Here is a 23,014-nt window from a genome sequence, read left to right as displayed (position 1 = left end):
GACTTTTAAGTCGCTTTTTTATTTGAAACAAATATTTAAAAACGTTTCTTTAAAACAGACTCTTCCTTAAAATTATAAGCACGCCATATGCCATTTTGCTCACCTTTTTTAAACTTTCCTGAGAGTTTTAAACTGCCATTTTTGTAATAGCTTTTATACTTTCCATGAGGCTTTCCATCTTTTAATTCTACTGAAAATTTGGTTGTGCCATCACTATTTTTTTTTGTAAAACTTTTGGCGGTTAAGTCTGTTGGATAAATCTCAGGGATAGTAAAAACAACATCAGGGTTCATAGTGTTGTTAATTTCCTTTTCTGTGGTGATAGAATTGTTTTTTGTTGATGAAACTGAGTTTAATTTATATTTTGATTTAACAAGATCAATATCTTCATAATCAATAGCTAGTCTCATTTTAAAAACATCTTTATTTGGCGATAATTGTAGTCCAACTTGAGGAAAACAAATAAAATAATCCTTATTCTTTTTCAAACTAACTTTGGTGTCATTATTCGAAAAATAATACAGATTGTTATAGAGATAAGGCATGTTGGCATAAACAAACATAGTGGTTCTGGTATCAAAACGGTCGTTAAAATCTTCAAAATCTTCAGAAAAAGCCAGAGTTTCTTTTTCCTTATAATTTTTTATTATGGTTTTTAATGTGTTAGGGCTATTACTAAATACCACATAATCTTCAATAATGGTAAAATATGGCTTTTCAATGTTCTTAAATAAATTACCAAGTATAATTTTAAAAAAACCTTTAATAGACATGTAATTGATGTCATGACCCATATAATTCACCGCTTTAAATTTTACGGGACTTCTTTTTTTGATTTGATTTAATATAAAATCTAAATTCTCTTTGGCATCATCAATATCATTAGTCTTTAGTATCAAAGCAATATCTTTGTTAGATTGACTAACGGTAGAATGCATTTGCAATAGAGCTATTTCGTTATCAATCCAGCTAAAAAAGTGGTCTTTTAGTTTGATGTTTAAAAGGTTTTCAACCTGTTCCGTGCCATCGAGATATGCTCTAAATTGTTCCGTGTTTTCTTTTTGGATAGTTTCAAAATTTGAATAAAAATCTGAAAAATCACTAAATGTAAAACTTGTATAAAGTGCAGTTTGCTTTGGGGCGATGTTATAAATAGTGCGTTTTGAACTTCCAGATTTTTGCAATGCTTTTAAGTATATTGAGGCATCTATATTAATATTAGCAATACCATTAGCGGTTATGTTGTTTTCGTCAAGATCGAAGCTAAAACCACTCCAGTTTAAGCTATTGTTAAAAAGGGTAATGTACTCAGAATTTTCATTTGAAAATACATTCGAAAATTCTTTTAAGTGTTTAAAGTTAAAGAACAATCTAAACATATTACCATAGCTAACGGCTTTGTTAACTTCAATAAAATTTAAATCCCTACCAATTTTTGGTGTTTTGTATTGATCTATGGCAGCTTCAATAAGACTATGCACATAAGACAAAATCATTTGATTTTTAATAAAACTTATATGTAGGGTTTCTCGTGTTTTTTTACTATAAATTTCGATTATTTCATGCTGATGATAAATGCGCTTACTTACTTTAAAATTGCTGTTGATAAACGTGTTTAAATGAGATTTAACAACATTGAGTTTAGCTATTTTTTGCAAATCTATAGCATAGAAAAAACTGTACTTTTTTGGCGCGTAAATATGAGCAGATATAAGAATTTCTCGATTACCAATATAATCTAACAACTTCTTTTCCTTTTTAAAAATAGTATCAAGAGTGTTGAGATTAACCGAAAGTTCGTTAAAATAGGAGTTGGTGTTTAAATGGCTCCAAATATCACTTTCGCTAATAGCATTCCAATCATCTAAAGGCTTTTGAGATTCAATAATGTAAACAGCATCTTCTGGAATTAGATAAATGGATTTTATGTTATCGTTGTTATCTATTAAAAAGATATAGGTTAGATAAATTAAAAAACCAATAAGTATAACTATACCTGTTATAAGAAGTTGCTTTCTTTTCATTTTACACTTGTAAAACGCCCAAATTAAATTTCTTTTCAATAGGCGAGTGGTTAGCTGCTTCAATTCCCATGCTAATCCAAGTTCTGGTATCTAAAGGATTAATAATGGCATCTGTCCATAGTCGTGCAGCTGCGTAATACGGAGATACTTGATTATCGTATCTATCTTTAATTTTATTATAAAGTTCTTCCTCTTTTTCTTTTGTGAATTTTTCGCCTTGTTTTTCAAGAGAAGCCTTTTCAATTTGCAATAATACTTTAGCTGCACTGTTTCCGCTCATAACAGCTAGTTCTGCACTTGGCCACGCAACAATTAACCTTGGGTCATAGGCTTTTCCACACATGGCATAATTACCTGCACCATAACTGTTTCCTATTACAACAGTAAATTTAGGAACCACTGAATTGCTAACGGCATTTACCATTTTAGCACCATCTTTTATAATTCCAGAATGTTCGCTTTTACTGCCTACCATAAACCCTGTAACGTCTTGTAAAAATACTAATGGGATTTTCTTTTGGTTACAATTAGCAATAAATCGTGTGGCTTTATCTGCGCTATCGTTATAAATAACACCACCAAACTGCATTTCGCCTTTTTTAGTTTTCACTAGTTTACGTTGATTTGCTACAATACCAACTGCCCAACCATCAATTCTGGCGTAGCATGTTATAATAGTTTTACCATAACCAGCTTTATATTCATCAAATTCAGAATTATCAACTAAGCGTTTAATAATCTCATACATATCGTATTGATCTGCTCTGGATTTTGGCAGAATTCCATAAATATCTTCGGGTTTTTCTTTTGGTTTTTGAGCATCTGTTCTGTTAAATCCAGCTTTGTCATAATCACCAATTTTATCTATAATGTTTTTAATGGTATCTAAGGCATCAGCATCATCTTTTGCTTTATAATCAGTAACTCCAGATATTTCACAATGTGTAGTAGCACCTCCCAGAGTTTCATTATCTATAGTTTCTCCAATAGCTGCTTTTACTAAATAACTACCAGCAAGAAAAATGCTACCGGTTTTGTCAACAATTAAAGCCTCATCACTCATAATAGGCAAATAAGCCCCACCAGCTACACAACTGCCCATTACAGCAGCAATTTGTGTAATACCCATACTGCTCATCACCGCATTATTCCTAAAAATACGTCCAAAATGTTCTTTGTCTGGGAAAATTTCGTCTTGTAAAGGCAAATACACTCCAGCAGAATCTACTAGATAAATTATTGGTAGTTTGTTTTCAATAGCAATTTCTTGAGCTCTTAAATTCTTTTTTCCAGTAATAGGAAACCAAGCACCAGCTTTAACAGTAGCATCATTCGCAACTACAATACATTGTTTTCCTTTTATATAGCCAATTTTTACAACTACACCACCAGAAGGACATCCACCATGTTCTTTATACATGTCTTCTCCAGCAAATGCTCCAATTTCTATAGATTTTAATTTTGAATCTAATAGATAATCAATGCGTTCTCTGGCAGTCATTTTACCTTTATTGTGGTGTTTTTCAATTCTACTTTTTCCACCACCTAATTTTACTTTTACTAAGCGTTTGTTTAGTTCTGATAGTAAAAGTTTATTATGATCTTCGTTTTTATTGAAGTTAATGTCCATTAATAATTAGTTTGTGCTAATGTACAAAAGTTTCAAAATTTATAATTGAGTTTCTTAATGAAATCATAAATTATATAACATGGAATTATATTCCTTGGAATATAAATATTTTCTACATATATTTGTAGTGTAATAAATTTAAACTATGAAAAATATAATAGCCTTTGCAGGTTCAAACAGCAAACAATCGATAAATAAACAACTAGCAGTTTATGCTTCAACCTTAGTGGACAATGTTGACGTAAACGTTTTAGATTTAAATGATTATAATTTGCCATTATATGGAATGGATTTAGAAAATGAAGAGGGAATTCCTGATGATGCTCATAAATTTTTAGAAATCTTAAAAAACACAGACGGTATTATTTTATCACTAGCTGAACATAACGGAACGTATGCTACAGTTTTTAAGAATCTTTTTGATTGGTTAACAAGAATTGAAGGAAAAATGTTTTTTGGAAAGCCCATGTTGTTAATGGCAACTTCGCCAGGAGAAAGAGGAGGATTAACTGGATTAGAAATAGCTCAAGCTAGATTCCCTTGGCATGATGGAAATATAATTTCTACATTCTCTTTACCTTCTTTTGGTGAGAACTTTAAAGATGGTAAAATTATAAACGAAGATTTGGATAATCAATTAAAGCAATCTGTAGAAAAATTTCAAGAAAGCTTATAAAAAATGGGAGACATAAGTAAAGATATCAATTCTAAATTTCCAAATAGTAGAGTAAAGGCGTTGCTAAACATTCTTTACACAGCTAATTGGATTTCTAGTCATCAAAATGAGTTTTTTAAAGCTTATGGTATTTCTCCACAACAATACAATATTTTAAGGATTTTAAACGGTGCAAAAGAACCATTGAGTGTTCAGGTGATAAAGGATAGGATGATAGAGCGTTCACCAAACGCAACACGATTAATGGATAAACTTTGTGCAAAAAAGTATATAGAACGCTTACCATGTCCTGAAGATAGACGTGTTGTTAAAATAGTTATAACTAAAGAAGGTGTATCGCTTTTAAAAACGATTCCAAAAGATTTAAACAGTGATTTAATTAAAAACTTAAACGAAGCAGAAGCAGAGCAATTAAGCAATCTGCTAGATAAAATGAGATAAAATAAGAAAAAGAAAAATGAAAACTATAATTCACAAAGCAGAAGATAGAGGACATGCAAATCATGGATGGTTGCAAGCTAATCATTCATTCAGTTTTGCAAACTTTTATAATAAAGATAAAGTACAATTTGGGGCTTTACGTGTTTTAAACGATGATATTATTGCTCCTAGCATGGGTTTTGGTACACATCCGCATGACAACATGGAAATTATTACCATTCCGCTAAAGGGTGTTTTAAAACATCGTGATAATATGGGAGATGAGTGGATTCCTGTTGTTCCAGGAGAAGTACAGATTATGAGTGCAGGAACAGGAGTACAACACTCTGAGATTAATGGTTCATCAAGCGAACACTTGAGTTTATTTCAAATTTGGATTATTCCAAATAAGACAAATGTTGAGCCACGTTACGATCAGAAAAAATTTGATGAAGCTGGAAGAAAAAACAAACTTCAAACTTTGGTAACATCTATTGATGAAAATCACGATGGGAGTTTAAAAATTCATCAAGATGCGGTAATTTCTAGAATTGATTTAGATAAAAGAAAAACCTTCGATTATAAATTAAAAAGCAAAAACCATGGCGTATATGTTATGACTATTTATGGTGATAATAACATTAATGGTAATACTTTACAAACTAGAGATGCTGTAGCAGTTTATGATACCGATAGTTTTACAATAACTACAAATGACGATTCTGGACTTTTATTTATAGAAGTCCCATTAAATTAATTCTTTGAATTGATTAATAGCAAAAGCATCCTTAAGAGGGTGCTTTTTTGTTTTATTTATAATTGAGAATACCTAAAGGTCAACTTATCGTCAATATTTACTTTTTAAAGTTTTTATTTTATAAACAGTTCTTTTTAAGCAAAATTTGTAGTAACAACCCAAATTTATTAACCATGATACTAAAAAAAAGACTTTTGTTAGTCTTGTTATGTATAACTTCACATACAGTTTTTACGCAAAATACAGCGCTTTCAAAAAAAGATTCTACAGTAGTGAGTTCTTGGATAGCTGGAATAGGTTTTCATGCTATTGATGATTCAGAAGATGCTTTTAGAAAATTGTTCGATATAAAAGATGCTTGGAATGCAGTGCCTTACCCATCTCGTTTAAGTATAGGAAGATATTTTAAAAACGGAATAGGATTAGAAGCTATATTGGCATATAATAAATATAAAAAAGGTAAGGAAGTAGGGATTACTATTCTTGAAGAAAATAAAAATTATTTTTCTATTGATTCACGTTTAAGTTACGATTTAAATAAAATTATTGGAGAAACAGGTTGGTTTGACCCATATGTTGGTGTAGGTCTTGGTTATACACATGCAAATGATGGATCGCGAGGAACCTATAATGGCGTAATAGGTTTTAGAACTTGGTTTTCAGACCGAGTTGGATTAGATTTTAATTCTTCTGGAAAATGGAGAATGAATAATAACACAACAAATCATTTGCAACATGCCATAGGTGTTGTGTATAGGTTTAAAGCAGAAAAAGATTTAACTAAGAAAGGTAAAAAGAAGCTTGATTTAATCAATGAATTAGAAAAAGAGAATACTAGAATTAAAGATTCTTTAGCTTTTGTGGCAGAAGTTGAGCAAAAAAATAAAGAATTAGAGGAAAAATTTGCTCAAGTAAAAGAAAAGGAAAGATTAGCACAATTAGAAAAAGAAAAACAAGAAGCTTTAATTAAGAAGGAAAACACTATTAAAAAAGCTATTGATGCCTTAGACAAAATCAATTTTAATTTTGATTCATCTAATCTAAATACTCTTTCAAAAAACACACTTTCAGAATTAATAACAATTTTAAATGATTATCCAGAGTTGATTATAGAAATTAGTTCACATACAGATTCTAGAGGTTCTGCTGTATATAATCAAAAATTGTCTGAACAACGACTTAAATCTACAATCAAGTATTTATTAGAAAAACAAGTGTCTGAAGATAAAATTATTGGAAAAGCACATGGAGAAGAAAAACTTTTAAACGAGTGTGATGATAATACTAAATGCTCAGAAGCTAAACATAAAGAAAACAGAAGATCTGAAATTAAAATCGTTAAGTTTTAAAACAATAATTTTAAGAGATAAGAGATTTATGTTTTCAAAAAATTAAAATAAGCATCCATATTTGGATGCTTTTTTTATAGAAAATACGATATTTGTCTTTCTACTAACTAAGAAAAATAATTAAGTTATATATGGCAATGAATAAAAATACAGTATTAGCTTGGGCTACTACGTTAATGGTAATAATGGGAGTTGTGCTAATTTTAATGGGTGTTTATAGATATCAAGAAGTTGCAGGCTGGGGATTTGGTACAGTAGGTTTTGGTTTCTTCTGTATTGCCTGGGTTTTTAATGCTTTAAAAGGACGCGTATAATGAGTGACGATAAAAAAATAATTTTTTCAATGTCTGGTGTAACCAAGACATTTCAAAGTGCAAATACACCAGTATTAAAAAATATATATTTGAGTTTCTTCTATGGAGCAAAAATTGGTATTCTTGGTCTTAACGGGTCGGGTAAATCAACATTACTTAAAATAATTGCTGGTGTAGATAAAAATTATCAGGGTGATGTGGTTTTTTCTCAAGACTATTCAGTTGGGTACTTAGAGCAAGAACCCAAGCTAGATGATAACAAAACAGTTATGGAAGTTGTACGCGAAGGTGCAGCTGAAACTGTTGCTATTCTTGATGAATATAACAAAATAAATGATATGTTTGGTTTAGAAGAAGTCTATTCTGATGCTGATAAAATGGAGAAGCTTATGAATAGACAAGCAGAACTTCAAGACCAAATTGATGCTGCAAACGCTTGGGAACTCGATACCAAATTAGAAATAGCTATGGATGCATTACGTACTCCAGATGGTGATAAAAAAATAGGAGTTTTATCTGGAGGTGAGCGTCGTCGCGTAGCTTTATGTCGTTTATTATTACAAGAGCCAGATGTTTTATTATTAGATGAGCCTACAAACCACTTGGACGCTGAATCTGTTCATTGGTTAGAGCATCATTTAGCACAATACAAAGGAACGGTTATAGCAGTAACTCACGATAGATACTTTTTAGATAATGTTGCAGGTTGGATTTTAGAATTAGATAGAGGAGAAGGCATTCCATGGAAAGGAAACTACTCATCTTGGTTAGACCAAAAATCTAAGCGTATGGCACAAGAAGGAAAAACAGCTTCTAAACGTCAAAAAACGTTAGAACGCGAGTTAGAATGGGTTCGTCAAGGTGCAAAAGGAAGACAAACCAAGCAAAAAGCACGTTTAAAAAATTACGATAAGTTAATGAGTCAAGATCAAAAACAACTTGACGAGAAATTAGAGATATACATTCCAAATGGACCTCGTTTAGGAACTAATGTTATTGAAGCTGTACATGTAAGTAAAGCTTTTGATGATAAATTATTATACGATGACTTAAACTTTAATTTACCACAAGCAGGAATAGTTGGAATTATTGGACCAAATGGTGCTGGTAAAACAACAATTTTTAAGATGATAATGGGAGAGTTAGCTCCAGATAAGGGCGAATTTATTGTAGGTGATACAGCTAAGATAGCCTACGTAGATCAAAGTCATTCTAATATAGATCCAGAAAAATCTATTTGGCAAAACTTTAGTGATGAGCAGGAGTTAATTATGATGGGAGGTAAGCAGGTAAATTCTCGAGCTTATTTAAGTCGATTTAACTTTAGCGGAAGTGAGCAAAACAAAAAAGTAAAATTACTATCTGGTGGTGAACGTAACCGTTTGCATTTAGCGATGACACTTAAAGAGGAAGGCAATGTATTGCTTTTGGATGAGCCAACAAACGACCTTGATGTAAATACATTACGAGCTTTAGAGGAAGGTTTAGAAAACTTTGCAGGTTGTGCTGTGGTAATTAGTCACGACCGTTGGTTTTTAGACCGTATTTGTACACACATATTAGCTTTTGAAGGTGATAGCCAGGTGTATTTCTTTGAAGGAAGTTTTAGTGATTACGAAGAAAACAAGAAAAAACGTCTAGGTGGCGATTTAATGCCAAAACGAATAAAGTATAAGAAACTTGTAAGATAATATAATATAAAAAGCTCACTTTTAAGTGAGCTTTTTAGTTGTTATTGTCGTATAAATGCCCTTCTGTAAAATCTTTATAAGGCTTATCTTCATCGTCATCACCCATGTCATTGTTTAAAGCCTCTAAACGCTCATTTTCTTTTTTAAGCTTATAAGATTTTCTAACACCTAAGAGTAAAAGTATTGCAAAGAAAATGACTACTACAATAAGTCCTGTAACAATATCTGATTGATTGATAAGAAAAATTAGAGATGTAAAAGTGATTAAATTATACATAAGTCAGGTCAATAGCTGTCCAAAGATACTATTATTTTCCTTACAAAAAAGATTAGATTTATTTTTAACGTGTTGGATACCAATTAAGTTGAACAACTTCAATTTCAGAATTTGAAGCATTAACTATCTTTTTAAATTTCTCTACATCACTTAACCCATTTGTACCTCTGTAATGATAAGGATATACTTTTTTTGGTTTAAAATCTAATACAGCACTAGCCGCACTTTCAACAGTCATTGTATATGGTAAATTCATGCAAACAAAAGCTTTATCTATGTTTTTTAAAGCTCTCATTTCTGGAATGTCTTCTGTATCACCAGAAAAATAAACACGTTCATTCCCAAATGTAAAAACATAACCGTTACCACGACCATTTGGGTGGAATTTTAAAGCGTCTTCACGTAAATTGTACATGGGTATAGCTTCAAGTTTAAACACATCAAAATCTTTTAAATCTCCATTATTTATAACTGTAATATTAGAGTCTAATTCATTTGCTAACTGATCTGCAACAGCTTTTGGAGCAATAATTTTAGCATGACTTAAATCTAAAGCTTTTAAAGTTTCAATATTCATGTGGTCGCCATGAATGTCTGTAATCACAACAAAATCTGGAGTTTTGTAAGTTTTATAAGGTTCGGCGCCAAGAGTTGGATCTATATAAATGGTTTTGTCATTAAATTCAATAACGGTGCTAGCATGTTCTATTGGGTGTATTTTTGCTACAGGTTTTTCTATATTTTCAGCAATAACTTTACTTTCTTCAGTGGTATTATCCACTTTCTTTTTACAGTTTGTAAAACAAATAAATGAAATTAGGATTAGAGTTATTTTTAGTTTCATCTTTTTAATATTGAAGTTTTTATAAAGATAATTTTTTTACTCAGAATTAAAAAATGTAACATTTTAATAATTTCTTATACCAATAATTTAAGTAACCAAAATTTAAAGTCAAATCTTTAAAGTAACTATTCATTTACTTTTAGAAATGATTTTTTTTATCGAAATTGCTTGTCCGTAAAATTGTTCAACTTAAAACACTAACATACCATGTCCGATGATTTTGATTTATTAGAAACCTCTTCAAACGAAAAAAGCGAAAAAGTAGATGTCAATTGGGGAAAAGCCATTGATACTATGAAATCTAAATTATCGCAGGAAGACGATCCAGAAGTCCGTCAAAAAATCCTTAATGCCACTTTAGATGATGTGGTGCATATGGCAGAAAAAGACAGAACGACACTTTTAGATGCTATTAAAGACTTAACCGATTATCAAGATGAAGTCGGAATCATTTTTGAAAAATTCTCATCATTAAATGCTACTGAGCAAAAAGTAATTGATGATGCACAAAAAGCTTTAGAGCGCGCAAAAATAGAACTTGAAGATGCCGAAGCTAAACCAGATACTTGGTGGAACAACCTTTGGGGAAGAAAAAGTAAAATTAAAAAAGCACAAGATGCCCTTAAAGAAGCTGAAAAAGTTAGAGCTGCTGCCGATAATAAAGCAAAAGCTATGTTCCAAGAGCGTATAGAAAGTGCCGATGTGCAAACACTTTTAAGTGAGTTGTCTTATAAATCTCAAGCTGCTGTAACACGTTTAAAAAATAGAGAAGTAGAGATTAAAGAAGTAGAAGATAAGTTACAAGATGCTATTGTTGAAGCTACAAAAAATCACACAAAAGCACTTGAAAAAAAGAAAGAGGTAGAGGCGAAACTTGAGGAGCAATATGCGTTATTAAAACAAGCACGTCAAGAACTTGAAGATATTGTAGACAAGCAATCTGCTGATTATGCTCAGGCTGTTGGTAAAGTAACTTCTTTAGAGCAAAAAGTAGAAGAGCTTGAAGGTCTTAAAAATGCTTACACCACTTTAGCTGCCAGTAAGGATAGTTTTGTGCATAAACACAACTTAACTATTAAAGTATTAACGTCTTTACGTAGTAATTTACAAACGCATCGTGCAAAATTAAAGTCTGATACCGAAGAGCGTCTTAAATATTACGATGGTTATGTAGTGGCTTTAAAAGCTAGAACAGATCAGGAATTTGCAGCTATTTTAGAGCATTTAGGAGTAAAAACCGATGAGCATATTGGTGAAACCTTAGCATCAATGCATACGGCTAGTGCTAAAGCCCGTCAAGATATGATGGATAATATTCCAGTTCATGAAAAAGTTATGCAAGGTGTTTACAGCAGTTATGCAGAGGCTTTACAGGAAATTCGTGCTAAAGACGGTGAAATTCAAAAGAATTTTGCAGAGCGTTATGGTATTGATATGAAAGAAATTTTTGAAGATTATTATAAAGCCGATGCTAATAAACCATCTGGTGACGATGGTGAACCTGCAGGTAAGCCAAAACCAGAGGCAAGCGAAGACGATTTGTTGTCTTAAATTTTTGTCATTGCGAGGAGGTACGACGTGGCAATCTCATTAAAAGAAACTCAAAGTTTAATTAGTTCTGTGTTTCTGCGTTAGGGATTGTAGCGACATCCTTTTTATGTCAGTTCGAGTGATGCGTAGCATTATATCGAGAACCAATAAAAAGATATAGCGAAAAGCCCGACCCTTGTGGTAACGCCTAAATAATCAATAATTGTCAATTATCAATTAAATAAATGTCCATAAATCACATAGTAACACCATTAGATTCTGCAATACTCGATTCCAAAGAGCATTATGTATTTTATCATAAAATGGTAGACTTTGCTTTTAAAGAACTTATTGTAGCCGTACAACGCCAAAAACTTTGTAATGAGCAGGAAGTACAATTGTTTAAGCAATATTGTGATCTACTGTTGTATTCTATTGAAGCCATGCGTATTAAATATATGTATGACGAAGAGGATAATATGAAAGTAGATTTAACAGACTCTGGATTTCCAAATTATTTAGAGTTCAGGTATTTGTTTAACGATTTAGAATTACGTGATGAATATATAGGTAAATTAACCCCAATAGCAACTTTAAAAGAAGAGTTTTTAGAAACATTGATGCATAAAAAGCAACCTATTAAACGTAGTAAACTTTTTCAAGCAGCATCAATAGTATATTATTCTTCGGTAAACAAGCAATTTATCTTTAACCGGTTTGTACAAGGAAAAATATTAAGTGCCCCAGAGGGTTCACCTGCAGATTTATTAATTAGCTGGAGCTTTTTTGATGTGTCACACAACAGACCGTTTATCTGTTTCATGTACTTTAATTATGATGGAAGTAGAGTAAACGATTATAAAGATGAAATTTATGAGGTTTTAAAAACGACTTCAGACAGAGATATGAGTTTAGATATCATGGCATATACTATAGATAGAAAGTTACCAAAAGTATCGCCAAAGCTAATTAAACGTATAGGTTTAGGACCTATTCATAATGTTTTTGCAAAAGATGAAAACGAAGTTACTCATGCTATTTTAGAGGGAATTGGTAAAAAGGAAATTCCTTTAGAATCGTACGCTATTTCTTTTGAAATAAATGAAGTAAAATCGAAAAGCGAATTTAAAGAAGGTGGTTTTTTTAGTAAACAAATCCTCCAAAAATGGGACGAGGTATTTAAACAAATGTATGTTTTTGCACCACATCGAATCATCCAATTATTATACAATAAAACTCCAGATATTATGAATAAGTTGGCTAAACCGCCAATTCAAATAGCTGAATTAAAAATAGATAAAATATGAAGCTAAATTTAATTTTAGGAATAATAGTATTATTTCTGGTTTCTTGCCAAAGTGGAGATGATTCCACCACTAATAAAAGTGGTGAAACAGATTTAAAACTCATCACAGGAATGGAAGCAAGAGCTTCAGAATTTGGATCTTCAATTTTATTGGGAAACCCTAATGTGTTTTCAAGTCATATACTTATGTATCCAAACCCAGCAATAGGGTTTTTAAACATAAAAGGTTCTGTTGATACTGTAATTACAGATGTTTGGTTAGTTGAAGGTAATCCACAGAAAACATTTCAAAGTGTAGATTTTTCAAAAGTTCTTAACAGTAATTTATATAAAGAAACAGAGCTTTTATCAAATTCAACACTAAATTTTTCTGAATTAAGTGGATCAAATATCAATTTAAATTTAGAGAATGTAAGTTTTGGCTATTACAAAATCTTTATAAAAGCAAATGATGAAATTTTGTGGGGTAATATTTATATAGGTAATGATATAGATATTGACGATTTAATAAGTTTTTGGAACTAGTATTATGTATTGCGAAATACTTAACTTTTAATTAAACAATGGAACACAACTCAACTTTCCCAATAAAATTAAGCGAACTCGATGTACTTCGTGATGAAGCAGCATCCTATTTAAAAAGTGTACAATGGGAGCAAGGTGCTCGTGCGAAAAACAGAGATAAAGATGCTAAAGATGAATCTATTTTACTGTATTTGTCACGTGCAAACAACGGAACAAATACTGCTGAAATCACATCAGTTTCAAAAACGATTCTAGCTTTAAAAAAGCGTTTATTACCAGATTCTGTTGCGATTCCCATTTATTTAAATCAAACACTTTATGCAGTACAAGAAGGCATAACTTTAGGTATTTGGGTAAAAGATAGTTACTACGATTCTTCAGGATTGTCTAGCTTAAATGAAAATAAATCGGCTTTAGATAATAACGGAAAACGTGAGTTTGAAAGCAAAATGCATACAGCAACTGCGTTTATGTTATTTGCTTCTGCTTACAAAATATTAAACGACTTAAAACCACATGCATCAGACGATTTAAGCGTCATGAAACAAAAATTCGCAGGCATTCCAGAGGTGTCTTTATTATCACCTTTAAAAGGTATTTCCTGTTGTTTATATTATTATGATAAATATTTAGGGCACCCAGAAATTGTAAAATCTGATAAAGATGTTATCGATTTTACAGTGGTATATTTTGAAGGCTTAATTGATGAAATTCAATTGCGTAAAAGTAGTTTAGAGTATACCGAAACGATTGTAGATAGAACGTATAAGTTAGAAAAATCTGAATTTGCTGTTTCGGGTTGGAGTAATGTGTTTCAAGGCACAGCCAAAAGCGTAGAGTTCAATAAAATTCAATTTGAACAAATTGTAGGTAATCGTGATGCAAAACACTTTGCGCGTCGTTTAACTGAGCGTATGTTAAGTTACGATTTTACAGCAAAAAAGAACCCATTTCAAGAACTTGGTGGTTTTATGCCTGTTTTTATGGGTTATGGTATTCCTGGAACTGGAAAAAGTATGCTTATTGCAGCCATAGCTACTCGTTTAAAAGAACATTGTGACACCTTGGATATCCCGTTTTTGTTTCATCCGATGCCAGATACTCTAATTTCAACTTTTCAAGGTGGTTCTGCAGAAAAAATGGTAGAATGGATGAAGCCTTTACAAGACCCAACTAAACTTATTTTCGCACCAATTGATGATGCCGAAAATAATTTACAAGAGCGTACAGCTCAAGGGGTTTCGGCAGGTGTAAAAGAAGTAATAGGTGTGTTTTTAAGATATACCGAAGGCGCTTACGCAGTGAATTATGGTAACAGTTCTATTGGATTATTTACAAATCTTCCAGAAATGTTGGATAAAGCTGTGATTTCTCGTGTTCAAGGTCGATTTAAAATTGATGGTGCTCGCACCGAACACGACTTTTTAGATCAAGATCATCTTTGGTGGCGTAAATTGGATGAAACCATGCCCGATTTTGTAAACATGCAAGGACCAGAAAATTATGCCTATTTGCAAGACCAAGGATTAGCTAAAAATATGGGTGAGATTTTAAACGTTACAGATAAACCAACCGAAGAGCGTGTTCATGATATTTACGATAAAGTAGAAAAACAATTTAAAACCAATCAGCATTTATTTTATGCTAACTTGTATAAAGACATGCAAAAGGCATTTCCATTCTTTTCTTCGCGAGATGTTAGAAATATTCAAAGTGCGGTCTCTTTACGTTTAACAGATTTTGATTTGGAAGAAGATTGGTTTGAAAATCCAGAAATTTACTTTAAACAAGAGTACGATAAAAAATTTAATATGCTGCAAGAATTGATGCGTGCTAATATGAAAGGCTTGGATTTTTCTGAAATTCGTCGTCAGGAAGTAGTACGCTATTTAGATAATGTAGCAACCATTGCAGATACCGACTTTAAAAGAAAAGTAGATGCTAGAGTAAACCAACTAAACATTGAGACTGAGGCTAGAAAAACTTTTGAGGATGGAAGATAAGCTAAGAAACATTAAGCATCATGTTCTTTCTGATGAATGGGCAACTTTAGATAGAGTTGATTATGATTATAAGTTTGAAGATGGACAGTGGAGACGATTATCGCGAGAAAGTTACAATCGAGGTAATGGTACAGGTATTTTACTTTATAACAAAGAAAAACAAACAGTTATTTTAACCAAACAGTTTAGAATGCCTGCTTATGTAAATAACCCAAAAGAAGGTATGTCTATTGAGGTTTGTGCTGGTGCTATAGATAAAAATGAAGACCCAGAAGTTTGTATAATAAGAGAAGTAGAGGAAGAGGTTGGTTATAAAATTTCAAGCACAAAAAAGGTTTTAGAGTGTTATACATCACCGGGTGCTGTAACCGAAAAAATGTATTTGTTTATAGCTGAGTATAATGATTCTATGAAAATAAATGATGGAGGCGGTTTAGAGGTTGAAAATGAAGAAATTGAAGTTTTAGAAATACCATTTTCAAAAGCATTAGCTATGGTTGATGATTTTGAGATTATCGATGCAAAAACCATTTTATTATTGCAGTATGCACAAATTCATATGTTTTTAGATTAAAATGCAAAAACTAAAACAAACCAAATTATATAGAAGTGAGCTTATTCCGGTAAGTGGTAAACTTGTTGAGCGTTACAACAAATGCTTGGTAAAACTCGGATTTGCAGAAACGAAACTTAAAACGTTTCATATAGATGGAATAGGTTGGAGTCCAGAAGTAGCCGAAGAAAAAAAGAACAATTACTACTTAAATAATGGCGAAGCTAATCCTCATGGAATTATAATCTCTCCGTTACAAAAAGGTAAGCCTGTTTACAACCCTGTGCATACTTTTGATAGAGATATCATGAAATTTGTCTTCAAAATTCATGGTGAAAAAATAAAAGATATTACTCGAGATTGTGCCATTTGTCTGGATTTTGATCAAGGTATTGATGCATTTTACGAACCTTTAGATGTTTTAAAATACAACGAAGTAACTATTCATTTTCATTTAATTAATAACCTTAAAAACATTCAAAAACAACAATTACAATTAGTAGAAACGTTTAAAAGAGATAATAATTTTATTGACGAAACCATACACCAACAGTTGTTAGATTCTGCAAAACAATATGGAGATTTACGTAATAGAGATCTAAATTTACACGAGCTTCAATTCACAACAGATTCCTTTTACACCAAGGCTTTTGGTGGTGTTTATGTGTTACGAGACTTTATAACACCTATTGTGGTTTTTGAAGACGAAAAATGGTATAAAGAAGCCATTAAAGACACAAACTATGAGGTTTTATTGTATCATATCGTGCAACCAGAACTTATGGATAAGTTACGCGACCATGTTATTATTGAATACGATTTAGAAAAAGTAGTTAAAACAAAAAGATACGAGCGCATCAAAAAATTTGAAATGGCTCAATATTTAAAAAAAACTCAGCATCCAGTTAGAGATATTTTAAACGATCCCATTTTATATAAAAGTTATCTAAATAAATTAGACATAGACTCACGAAAAAAGATAATGAGTGTTGAGCGTTATTTAGAAAAATTAGAAACTAGTAATCAGTTTAAGATTGCTGATATTGTTGATGTAAAAATCTTTGAAGCTTTACATCAGCCACATTCATCATTAGAAGCAAAACACCAAGATTTAATTTGGAAATTACTAGTCAATATTTCACCAAAAGATGTATTGTTTTGGTATTGGTACGATAAAGAAGATTTTTATAAAAATTTTGAAACTTGGGATGATTCGCTTAAAGATTGGGTAATTGAAACCATTAGTAACAATATTTAATAATAATAGACTAATTTTATAAAGGGTAACCACAAACTTAAAATTATGACACTAGAACTAATTGTTTTTATAGCTTCAATATTATTTGGAGCCTTAATTTATTGGAGAGAATCTCATGGAAATGGTTTATATAGATTTTTTAATAAACTCATGTATTCCAAAGAACTACAAATGAAATCTACTGATAAAACAGGGTTTGTATATCAGCAAAAATTTATTGTTAGATTGGTTTTTATAGGCTTTTTGTTTTTAATAGGTATTGTTATAACCCGTTTTTTAATTCCAATAGATTTAGCAACTATTTCCATTTTTGCTTCTATGATTGTAGGAACAATAGCTGGAACATATTTAGCAACTCTTATATTTAAATCTAGTGAGGTTATAGATGAAAAAAGCGATTCAATAGAAGATATGGTGCATGATACCATTGAAAAAGGAAAAGACTTTATAGAAGATTTAAAAACCAAAGATGCTAAAGTAGTTGAAGAAGCCAAAAAAGAAATAAATGAAGCTCCAAAATCAGAAGAAAAAAGTGCTAGAGAGCGTTTAAAAGATAAAGGGTTATTGTAAAATGAATAAAAATAAATTTAGATATATATTAATTATGCTTTTTACTATTGTAATAGCTGTAGAGTTGTTCAATTTTGATTATGAAAATGGTTTACAATGGAAAAACGCATTAAGATTACTTTCTCCAGTATTAATGATTATAGCTATGATATTATCTATAAATCATGTTAAAAAACACGGAGAAAACTAAAACATTACAAAATGATTAAAAACTACTGGAACAAAGGAAAAAAGCAAAAAACAATAACCATTATTGTTGCGTTAATTTTACTCATTGCTTTATTTGTTTTACGAGACGATTATCAACCAGCTTTACTATTCATTAGAAAATACATTTTTATAATTCTACTCAGTGCAATAGTATTATTCTTTGGTTTACGAAAGTTTAGAGGCTCTGCAAGTACTGGAGGTAGACTAGGTATTTTGGCATTATTACTCATTTTCTTTGGAATTTTATATGCTGTAGGATGGCATTTTAAAATGTACGATTATATGAAAACCTACAATGTATTTAATAACTTAAATCGAGTAGAAATAAATGAATTGCCATTAACCCAAAATGAGCGTATTCAACCCTTACGTAATGTGTTTTCAATGGCCAATGAAAGTGTTGGTGAAACCAAAGATGTATCGTTACCACATTTAGTTAGAATAGGTAGTGAAAACAAATGGACGATGGCTATTCAACCAACCGAAAAGTATATGTGGCAAGGTATGACCGATAATACCGAAGAAGTTTTTGCTGTATCTAGCACCACACCATTTCCAAGATTTTCAAGTGAAAACAGAATTCCTGTAACCTTTTCTATAGGAGAATCTTTAAAATTTAGCAGAAACACCTATAATGCTGTGGTGCAACGTTTTAACTTTTTTCAATTATTCACGATGGAACCTAGCGATACGTATTATATGAAAAATGATACAGGACAATGGGTAGAAGTGGTAAGTTTAATAAAATGGAAAGGATTTTTATTTCCATATCCAACTTTTGGTGGTGTAATGGTTATAGATAGTGGTGAGCACGATTTTAATGATTATATAGAACGTATTTTAATAGGAAAAGGCACTTATATAAGTCCCGAAAAAATGAAAAATTATCCATATTTAATTGGACAAAACACTTTAGCTGAAAAAGTATCGCGTTTACAAGCCGAATCTTTAAAGTTTTTAGGTGGTTTTAGCGATCCGTTACCTTGGAATATGGAAACTGCAGTTAAAATACCAGATTTACCAGACGACCAAAATCAGCAACCTTTTGTAACCGATTTTGATTTTTCAGATACAAGTACAGGAGCCTATAGCGGGCTTTACCATTGGTTTGGATTAGAACCAGTTGGCGATGAGCGTACTAGTTTAACATATAGTGTTTTTATTCCGGCAGATGGTAGCGACAAGCTGTATTATTACGACCATGCATTAAAAAAGCAAGGATATGCGGGTGTTTCGGCAATGCCTTTAAAAGTAATTGAATCTCGTAAGGAGTTTGATTGGTCGGTTAATAAACCTGTGGAATTCCGTCCGTATATAAAAGATATAGCAGGAAGAAAGCGTTTATTTTTCTTAGGAACCATTTCTGCAATTCGAGAAGGATCTGATAATTTTGATGGTTCTGCTACTCCAGATTTAGCGCTTATTGATAGTGAATACAGAGATGTAGTATGGATAGATGTAAAACACCCAAGCCAATGGGATAAAACAGTTTATGATCAATTAAATGAAGCTTGGAGAGCCAGCGAAGGCATTGGATATTATTTTGCTGAAGAAACTAAAAACATAGACTTAGCTGAAACTGTCCAGGATTCTATTAGTAAAGTAATTCCTGTAAAAGATGAAAAAGCTGAATTACTTGAGAAGCTACAAAAGCAGATTGATTCTTTAAAAGCTATTGAAAATTAAAACAATATGGATGGTAGTTTAGGACATTTTAAAGATACTTTGCAACGACGTAAACAACGCTTAGAAAAAGCGGAGGGTAGGTTTGATAAGAGAAAACTGCTTGATAACTCATATGAAAATCCATCTGAATTTGATTTTCCTACTTTTCAAAAATCTAAAGTTGAAAGATTAAAAACTGAAATTAGATTAAAAAAGAAGAAGGAAAGATTGAGGAACTATTTATTATTAATAATAATATTTCTGATTCTTTGTATTTCGTTTTACTATTTTATGAATTGATAAATCTACTTTCAGTTTTTATTTAATGTATATAAACTTTATAACGCTTATTAACTAGTTGTAGCACATTTGACAAAACAAAGAAATTATATGGAAATTATAATTAAGCTACTTTTAATATTATTTTGGATTTATTTTTTTCTAAAAATCTCCATAATCATAAATAAAAATGGTAATCTGATAAATGACTATTTAAAAGGAAAAACTATTTTCTCCACAAACGATGAAATAACTATCAAGACTTTTAAAAAGTATATCCTTTTTCTGTTCTTGATTATAATCGTTCTTGGAATTTATCAATCCGTTTTATGGGCTAGTAGATAGATTTACAGTAAGCCTATATTGTGAATGAACAACCTAATAAAAAAGTATTGTAAAAACTCTTGAAACTCTAGTAAATTTAAAAAAATTAATTAAAAAAATTGTAGAATCAACCTTGCCAAAATTGAATAAAAATTTAAAATTAGTATTAAAACACCAACTCCATTTTAATATTACTACGCTTGTACGGTGAGTTTTCTTCAATAGGAATTTCAATAAAACCATATTTTCTATAAATGTAAATAGCATTTTCTAGTTTGGTGTTGGAGTAGAGTATAAGCTTTGGTAATTTCATTTCATTTTTAGCAAAGTCTATACAATATTGCATAAGTTTTTGCCCAATTTTAAAACCACGATGTTTAGGTGAAACCGCCATTTTTGTTAATTCAAATAAACCTTCATTAGCAATTGGCATTAAGGCAACCGTTCCAACAATATTACCGTTTAGTTTTGCGAAAAATATGTGTCCGCCTTTATTTATAATATACTTTGTTGGTTTACTTAAAACCTCTTCATCATAAGGTTCAACATAAAAGAATGTTTTTAACCATTCTACATTTAATTCATAAAATTCTTTTTCGTATTGTTTGTTAAAAGTTGTTATTTCAATCATCATTAACTTTTATAAAATCGGTAATAAAATAGGTAATGAGCTTTCCAATTTGATTTACTGTTTTTTTAGTTGGTGCAGCTTCACATATATGTAAATAAGTAGCATTAGAATGTTTAGCAAAGTAATTTATAAAATTTCTGGTTTTGTTTACACTAAATCCACTTGGTGTCATGGCACTACTAGCTATGTTTTCAATAGCATCACAATCTATTTCAATGCCAAATGGGTTATTAGAAATATGTTTTAATGCCTTTTCTAATTCACTTTTAAATTTTAATTTTTTCCTTACTTGTATGTCTTCAAAAGTATTGTATTTAATAGATTTTGATTTATCGAGTGTTTTAAAAACTTTATCTGAAGTATAATTTTCGTGTAGTCCAAAAATAAAATAGTTTCCTAAAAATCCTTCCGCGAAAGCGTAAGTAAAACCATTACCACTGTGTCTGCCTTCTTCTGGTCTAAAATCTGAATGAGCATCTAAACTAACTACATTAATAGGTTTGCCCAAAGCTAAACTTGAGCCTTTAATATTCCCGTAAGCATTGTTATGCCCACCTCCAATAATTATAGGTTTTTTCCCTGCCAAAACAATTTGATAAACAATATTTGTAACAGCTTCATCAATATCTTCAACTAATTTTCTGGCTTTTATTAAATCTTTTTTCTTTGACGGATTTAGTTTTGAAATTTTTAATAATTCATCACTAAAATCTAAATGTCCCAATATTAAAACCTGTTTTGCTTTTGTAAATTGATTACTTTGTATGTTTAACAAAATTTTAAGTGTGGCTTCCCAAGCCTTTGCTGTTCCAGTATTTCCATGATTTGCAAATACACCTACATCTTCTGGTAAACCTAAAATTACATGAGTAACATCTAAATTTTTAAGTTGTTCGTATATATTGGAAATGCTGGTTAATATTTGAACATGTTGGCCAAACTTGGATTCACCAGAGCGTTTGTTTAATAGTTTATTTCGAGTAGTATTATTAAATAAAACAAGTTTATCCATAAGAGTAAATAAATTTTTGAGTTTTAAAAATACATCATTATTTATTTAGAAGCATTAAAAAAATAGTATTAAAATTAAAACAAGATTTAACTTTTAACAACACTAAAAACAAGTAATTATGGAAAGTAACAAAAGTAGTATGGGTCTTAAAGTTGCATTAGGAATAGCGGTAGTTTTATTTTTAGCTACAGGTTTTTATTCTATGAATCTTTACAAAAAATCTAACGATGACAAAAAAGAATTAACTGAGCAAAAACAGTTAGTAATGAATGATTTAAACGCTATGGCAAAACAATATGATGAGGCTATAGGTGAGAATGAAGTAGCTAACAATAATTTAATAGAAGCTAGAGCGCGTATTCAAGGGTTAATAGATTCGTTAAAAATTTCTGAAACAAACGTAAAAAGCTTATGGAGATATAAGCAAAAGTATGTATCGCTTCAAAAAGAAATGGATGTGTTATTAGCACAAAACGATTCTTTAAGAGTAGAAAACTCTTATTTAGCTACATCTTTAGATAGTACTCGTGTACGTTTAGAAGAGCGTACTATTTTTACAGATTCGTTATTAGTACAAAATAATGCTTTAGCAGAAGTAGTTTCTGATGCATCAGTTTTATCTGCTGTAGATTTAAAAGCTTCTGGTGTAATAGTAAGAACTTCAGGTAAAGTTGTGCCAACAGAAAGAGCTAGTAGAAGTGATAAAATTAGAGTATGCTTTATTGTTGCTAAAAACAAATTAATACAAGCTGGAGAACAAGAATTGTATGTTCAAGTTATAGATCCTAAAAACAACACTTTAGGTTTAAACGAGCAAGTATCTTTTGATGAAAAAACTTTAAACTATAGCTTAATTAGTAAGTTTAACTATGAAAATGCTAATCTTAATATTTGCGAGTTTGTAACTGCAAAAGGAGATAATAACTTTGAAAAAGGGCGTTACGTTGTTAATGTATTTAATGAAAAAGATTTAGTATCAACTTCAGAATTTACTTTAAAGTAATTTATTTATAACACTTAATTTTTTGAAAACCTTAAACATTGAATTGTTTAAGGTTTTTTTTATGTAGTAAAAATTATATAATTCCAATATATAATGCAAAATAATTACACTTTAACCATTTTATTTGTATATAATATAATAATTATCAATACTATTAATTAAA

22 protein-coding genes are annotated in these 23,014 nt (G+C 30.8%); 16 read left to right on the top strand and 6 right to left on the bottom strand.

Annotated elements, in window-relative coordinates:
* Window positions 1-35: 35 nt before the first annotated feature.
* Together MBM09_RS10510 and MBM09_RS10505 are read right to left on the bottom strand one after the other, a co-directional pair.
* On the bottom strand, window positions 36-2,024 hold the full coding sequence (locus MBM09_RS10510) for a DUF3352 domain-containing protein (RefSeq protein WP_238673682.1): 1,989 nt from the start codon (window positions 2,022-2,024) through the stop codon (window positions 36-38).
* Window position 2,025: 1 nt separating this feature from the next.
* Window positions 2,026-3,654, bottom strand: coding sequence for an acyl-CoA carboxylase subunit beta (locus MBM09_RS10505; protein WP_238673681.1), 1,629 nt, complete (start codon window positions 3,652-3,654; stop codon window positions 2,026-2,028).
* A 145-nt stretch (window positions 3,655-3,799) separates the two neighbouring features.
* Between MBM09_RS10505 and MBM09_RS10500 the strand changes: the two genes are divergently transcribed.
* The 6 genes from MBM09_RS10500 to ettA all read left to right on the top strand — a co-directional run bounded on the left by MBM09_RS10500 (window position 3,800) and on the right by ettA (window position 8,861).
* Window positions 3,800-4,330: an NADPH-dependent FMN reductase gene (locus MBM09_RS10500; RefSeq protein WP_238673680.1), complete on the top strand. Its 531-nt coding sequence runs from the start codon at window positions 3,800-3,802 to the stop codon at window positions 4,328-4,330.
* 3 nt (window positions 4,331-4,333) lie between these two features.
* The gene (locus MBM09_RS10495) at window positions 4,334-4,771 is read left to right on the top strand and encodes a MarR family winged helix-turn-helix transcriptional regulator (RefSeq protein ID WP_238673679.1); all 438 of its coding nucleotides are present in this window, start codon (window positions 4,334-4,336) and stop codon (window positions 4,769-4,771) included.
* A 16-nt stretch (window positions 4,772-4,787) separates the two neighbouring features.
* Entirely contained in the window at window positions 4,788-5,507 is a 720-nt protein-coding gene (locus MBM09_RS10490; RefSeq protein WP_238673678.1) for a pirin family protein, read from the top strand.
* Window positions 5,508-5,680: 173 nt separating this feature from the next.
* On the top strand, window positions 5,681-6,856 hold the full coding sequence (locus MBM09_RS10485; protein WP_238673677.1) for an OmpA family protein: 1,176 nt from the start codon (window positions 5,681-5,683) through the stop codon (window positions 6,854-6,856).
* A 131-nt stretch (window positions 6,857-6,987) separates the two neighbouring features.
* Window positions 6,988-7,170: a CAL67264 family membrane protein gene (locus MBM09_RS10480; protein WP_238673676.1), complete on the top strand. Its 183-nt coding sequence runs from the start codon at window positions 6,988-6,990 to the stop codon at window positions 7,168-7,170.
* Window positions 7,170-8,861, top strand: coding sequence for an energy-dependent translational throttle protein EttA (gene ettA, locus MBM09_RS10475; protein ID WP_238673675.1), 1,692 nt, complete (start codon window positions 7,170-7,172; stop codon window positions 8,859-8,861). The genes MBM09_RS10480 and ettA overlap by 1 nt, the downstream gene beginning before the upstream one ends.
* A 34-nt stretch (window positions 8,862-8,895) precedes the next feature.
* Here ettA and MBM09_RS10470 read toward each other — a convergent pair whose 3' ends face one another.
* Both MBM09_RS10470 and MBM09_RS10465 read right to left on the bottom strand, forming a co-directional pair.
* Window positions 8,896-9,138 (bottom strand): hypothetical protein, encoded by a 243-nt coding sequence (locus tag MBM09_RS10470; protein WP_238673674.1) that lies wholly within the window; start codon window positions 9,136-9,138, stop codon window positions 8,896-8,898.
* A gap of 64 nt (window positions 9,139-9,202) precedes the next feature.
* Complete coding sequence (locus tag MBM09_RS10465; protein WP_238673673.1) at window positions 9,203-9,982, bottom strand: MBL fold metallo-hydrolase; 780 nt, start codon at window positions 9,980-9,982, stop codon at window positions 9,203-9,205.
* Between the two features lie 207 nt (window positions 9,983-10,189).
* Between MBM09_RS10465 and MBM09_RS10460 the strand changes: the two genes are divergently transcribed.
* The 9 genes from MBM09_RS10460 to MBM09_RS10420 all read left to right on the top strand — a co-directional run bounded on the left by MBM09_RS10460 (window position 10,190) and on the right by MBM09_RS10420 (window position 19,623).
* The gene (locus MBM09_RS10460; RefSeq protein ID WP_238673672.1) at window positions 10,190-11,533 is read left to right on the top strand and encodes a microtubule-binding protein; all 1,344 of its coding nucleotides are present in this window, start codon (window positions 10,190-10,192) and stop codon (window positions 11,531-11,533) included.
* A 224-nt stretch (window positions 11,534-11,757) separates the two neighbouring features.
* The gene (locus tag MBM09_RS10455) at window positions 11,758-12,819 is read left to right on the top strand and encodes a hypothetical protein (RefSeq protein WP_238673671.1); all 1,062 of its coding nucleotides are present in this window, start codon (window positions 11,758-11,760) and stop codon (window positions 12,817-12,819) included.
* A complete protein-coding gene (locus MBM09_RS10450; RefSeq protein ID WP_238673670.1) occupies window positions 12,816-13,343 on the top strand; it encodes a hypothetical protein in 528 nt (175 codons plus the stop codon). The genes MBM09_RS10455 and MBM09_RS10450 overlap by 4 nt, the downstream gene beginning before the upstream one ends.
* A gap of 38 nt (window positions 13,344-13,381) precedes the next feature.
* Window positions 13,382-15,346 carry an AAA family ATPase gene (locus tag MBM09_RS10445; RefSeq protein ID WP_238673669.1) on the top strand — a complete coding sequence of 655 codons (1,965 nt, stop codon included), beginning with the start codon at window positions 13,382-13,384 and terminating at the stop codon, window positions 15,344-15,346.
* The gene (locus tag MBM09_RS10440) at window positions 15,336-15,920 is read left to right on the top strand and encodes an NUDIX domain-containing protein (RefSeq protein WP_238673668.1); all 585 of its coding nucleotides are present in this window, start codon (window positions 15,336-15,338) and stop codon (window positions 15,918-15,920) included. Before MBM09_RS10445 ends, MBM09_RS10440 begins: the two co-directional genes overlap by 11 nt.
* Window position 15,921: 1 nt before the next feature.
* Window positions 15,922-17,157: a DUF6638 family protein gene (locus MBM09_RS10435; protein ID WP_238673667.1), complete on the top strand. Its 1,236-nt coding sequence runs from the start codon at window positions 15,922-15,924 to the stop codon at window positions 17,155-17,157.
* Window positions 17,158-17,202: 45 nt separating this feature from the next.
* A complete protein-coding gene (locus MBM09_RS10430; protein ID WP_238673666.1) occupies window positions 17,203-17,727 on the top strand; it encodes a hypothetical protein in 525 nt (174 codons plus the stop codon).
* A 1-nt stretch (window position 17,728) separates the two neighbouring features.
* A complete protein-coding gene (locus tag MBM09_RS10425; RefSeq protein WP_238673665.1) occupies window positions 17,729-17,917 on the top strand; it encodes a hypothetical protein in 189 nt (62 codons plus the stop codon).
* A gap of 11 nt (window positions 17,918-17,928) precedes the next feature.
* Window positions 17,929-19,623: a hypothetical protein gene (locus MBM09_RS10420; RefSeq protein ID WP_238673664.1), complete on the top strand. Its 1,695-nt coding sequence runs from the start codon at window positions 17,929-17,931 to the stop codon at window positions 19,621-19,623.
* A 748-nt stretch (window positions 19,624-20,371) separates the two neighbouring features.
* On the opposite strand, the gene MBM09_RS10415 is transcribed toward MBM09_RS10420, so the two are convergent.
* Both MBM09_RS10415 and MBM09_RS10410 read right to left on the bottom strand, forming a co-directional pair.
* On the bottom strand, window positions 20,372-20,839 hold the full coding sequence (locus tag MBM09_RS10415; protein ID WP_238673663.1) for a GNAT family N-acetyltransferase: 468 nt from the start codon (window positions 20,837-20,839) through the stop codon (window positions 20,372-20,374).
* Window positions 20,829-21,848 carry a formimidoylglutamase gene (locus tag MBM09_RS10410; RefSeq protein ID WP_238673662.1) on the bottom strand — a complete coding sequence of 340 codons (1,020 nt, stop codon included), beginning with the start codon at window positions 21,846-21,848 and terminating at the stop codon, window positions 20,829-20,831. The genes MBM09_RS10415 and MBM09_RS10410 overlap by 11 nt, the downstream gene beginning before the upstream one ends.
* Before the next feature lie 118 nt (window positions 21,849-21,966).
* Here MBM09_RS10410 and MBM09_RS10405 point away from each other — a divergent pair, with 118 nt between their 5' ends.
* Entirely contained in the window at window positions 21,967-22,851 is an 885-nt protein-coding gene (locus tag MBM09_RS10405) for a chromosome partitioning protein ParA (protein WP_238673661.1), read from the top strand.
* Window positions 22,852-23,014: the final 163 nt, after the last annotated feature.

This window comes from Flaviramulus sp. BrNp1-15 (assembly GCF_022259695.1).
GTDB lineage: Bacteria > Bacteroidota > Bacteroidia > Flavobacteriales > Flavobacteriaceae > BrNp1-15.
Note: the sequence above shows the minus strand (reverse complement) of the source record. Positions and strands in the feature narration are given on the sequence as shown.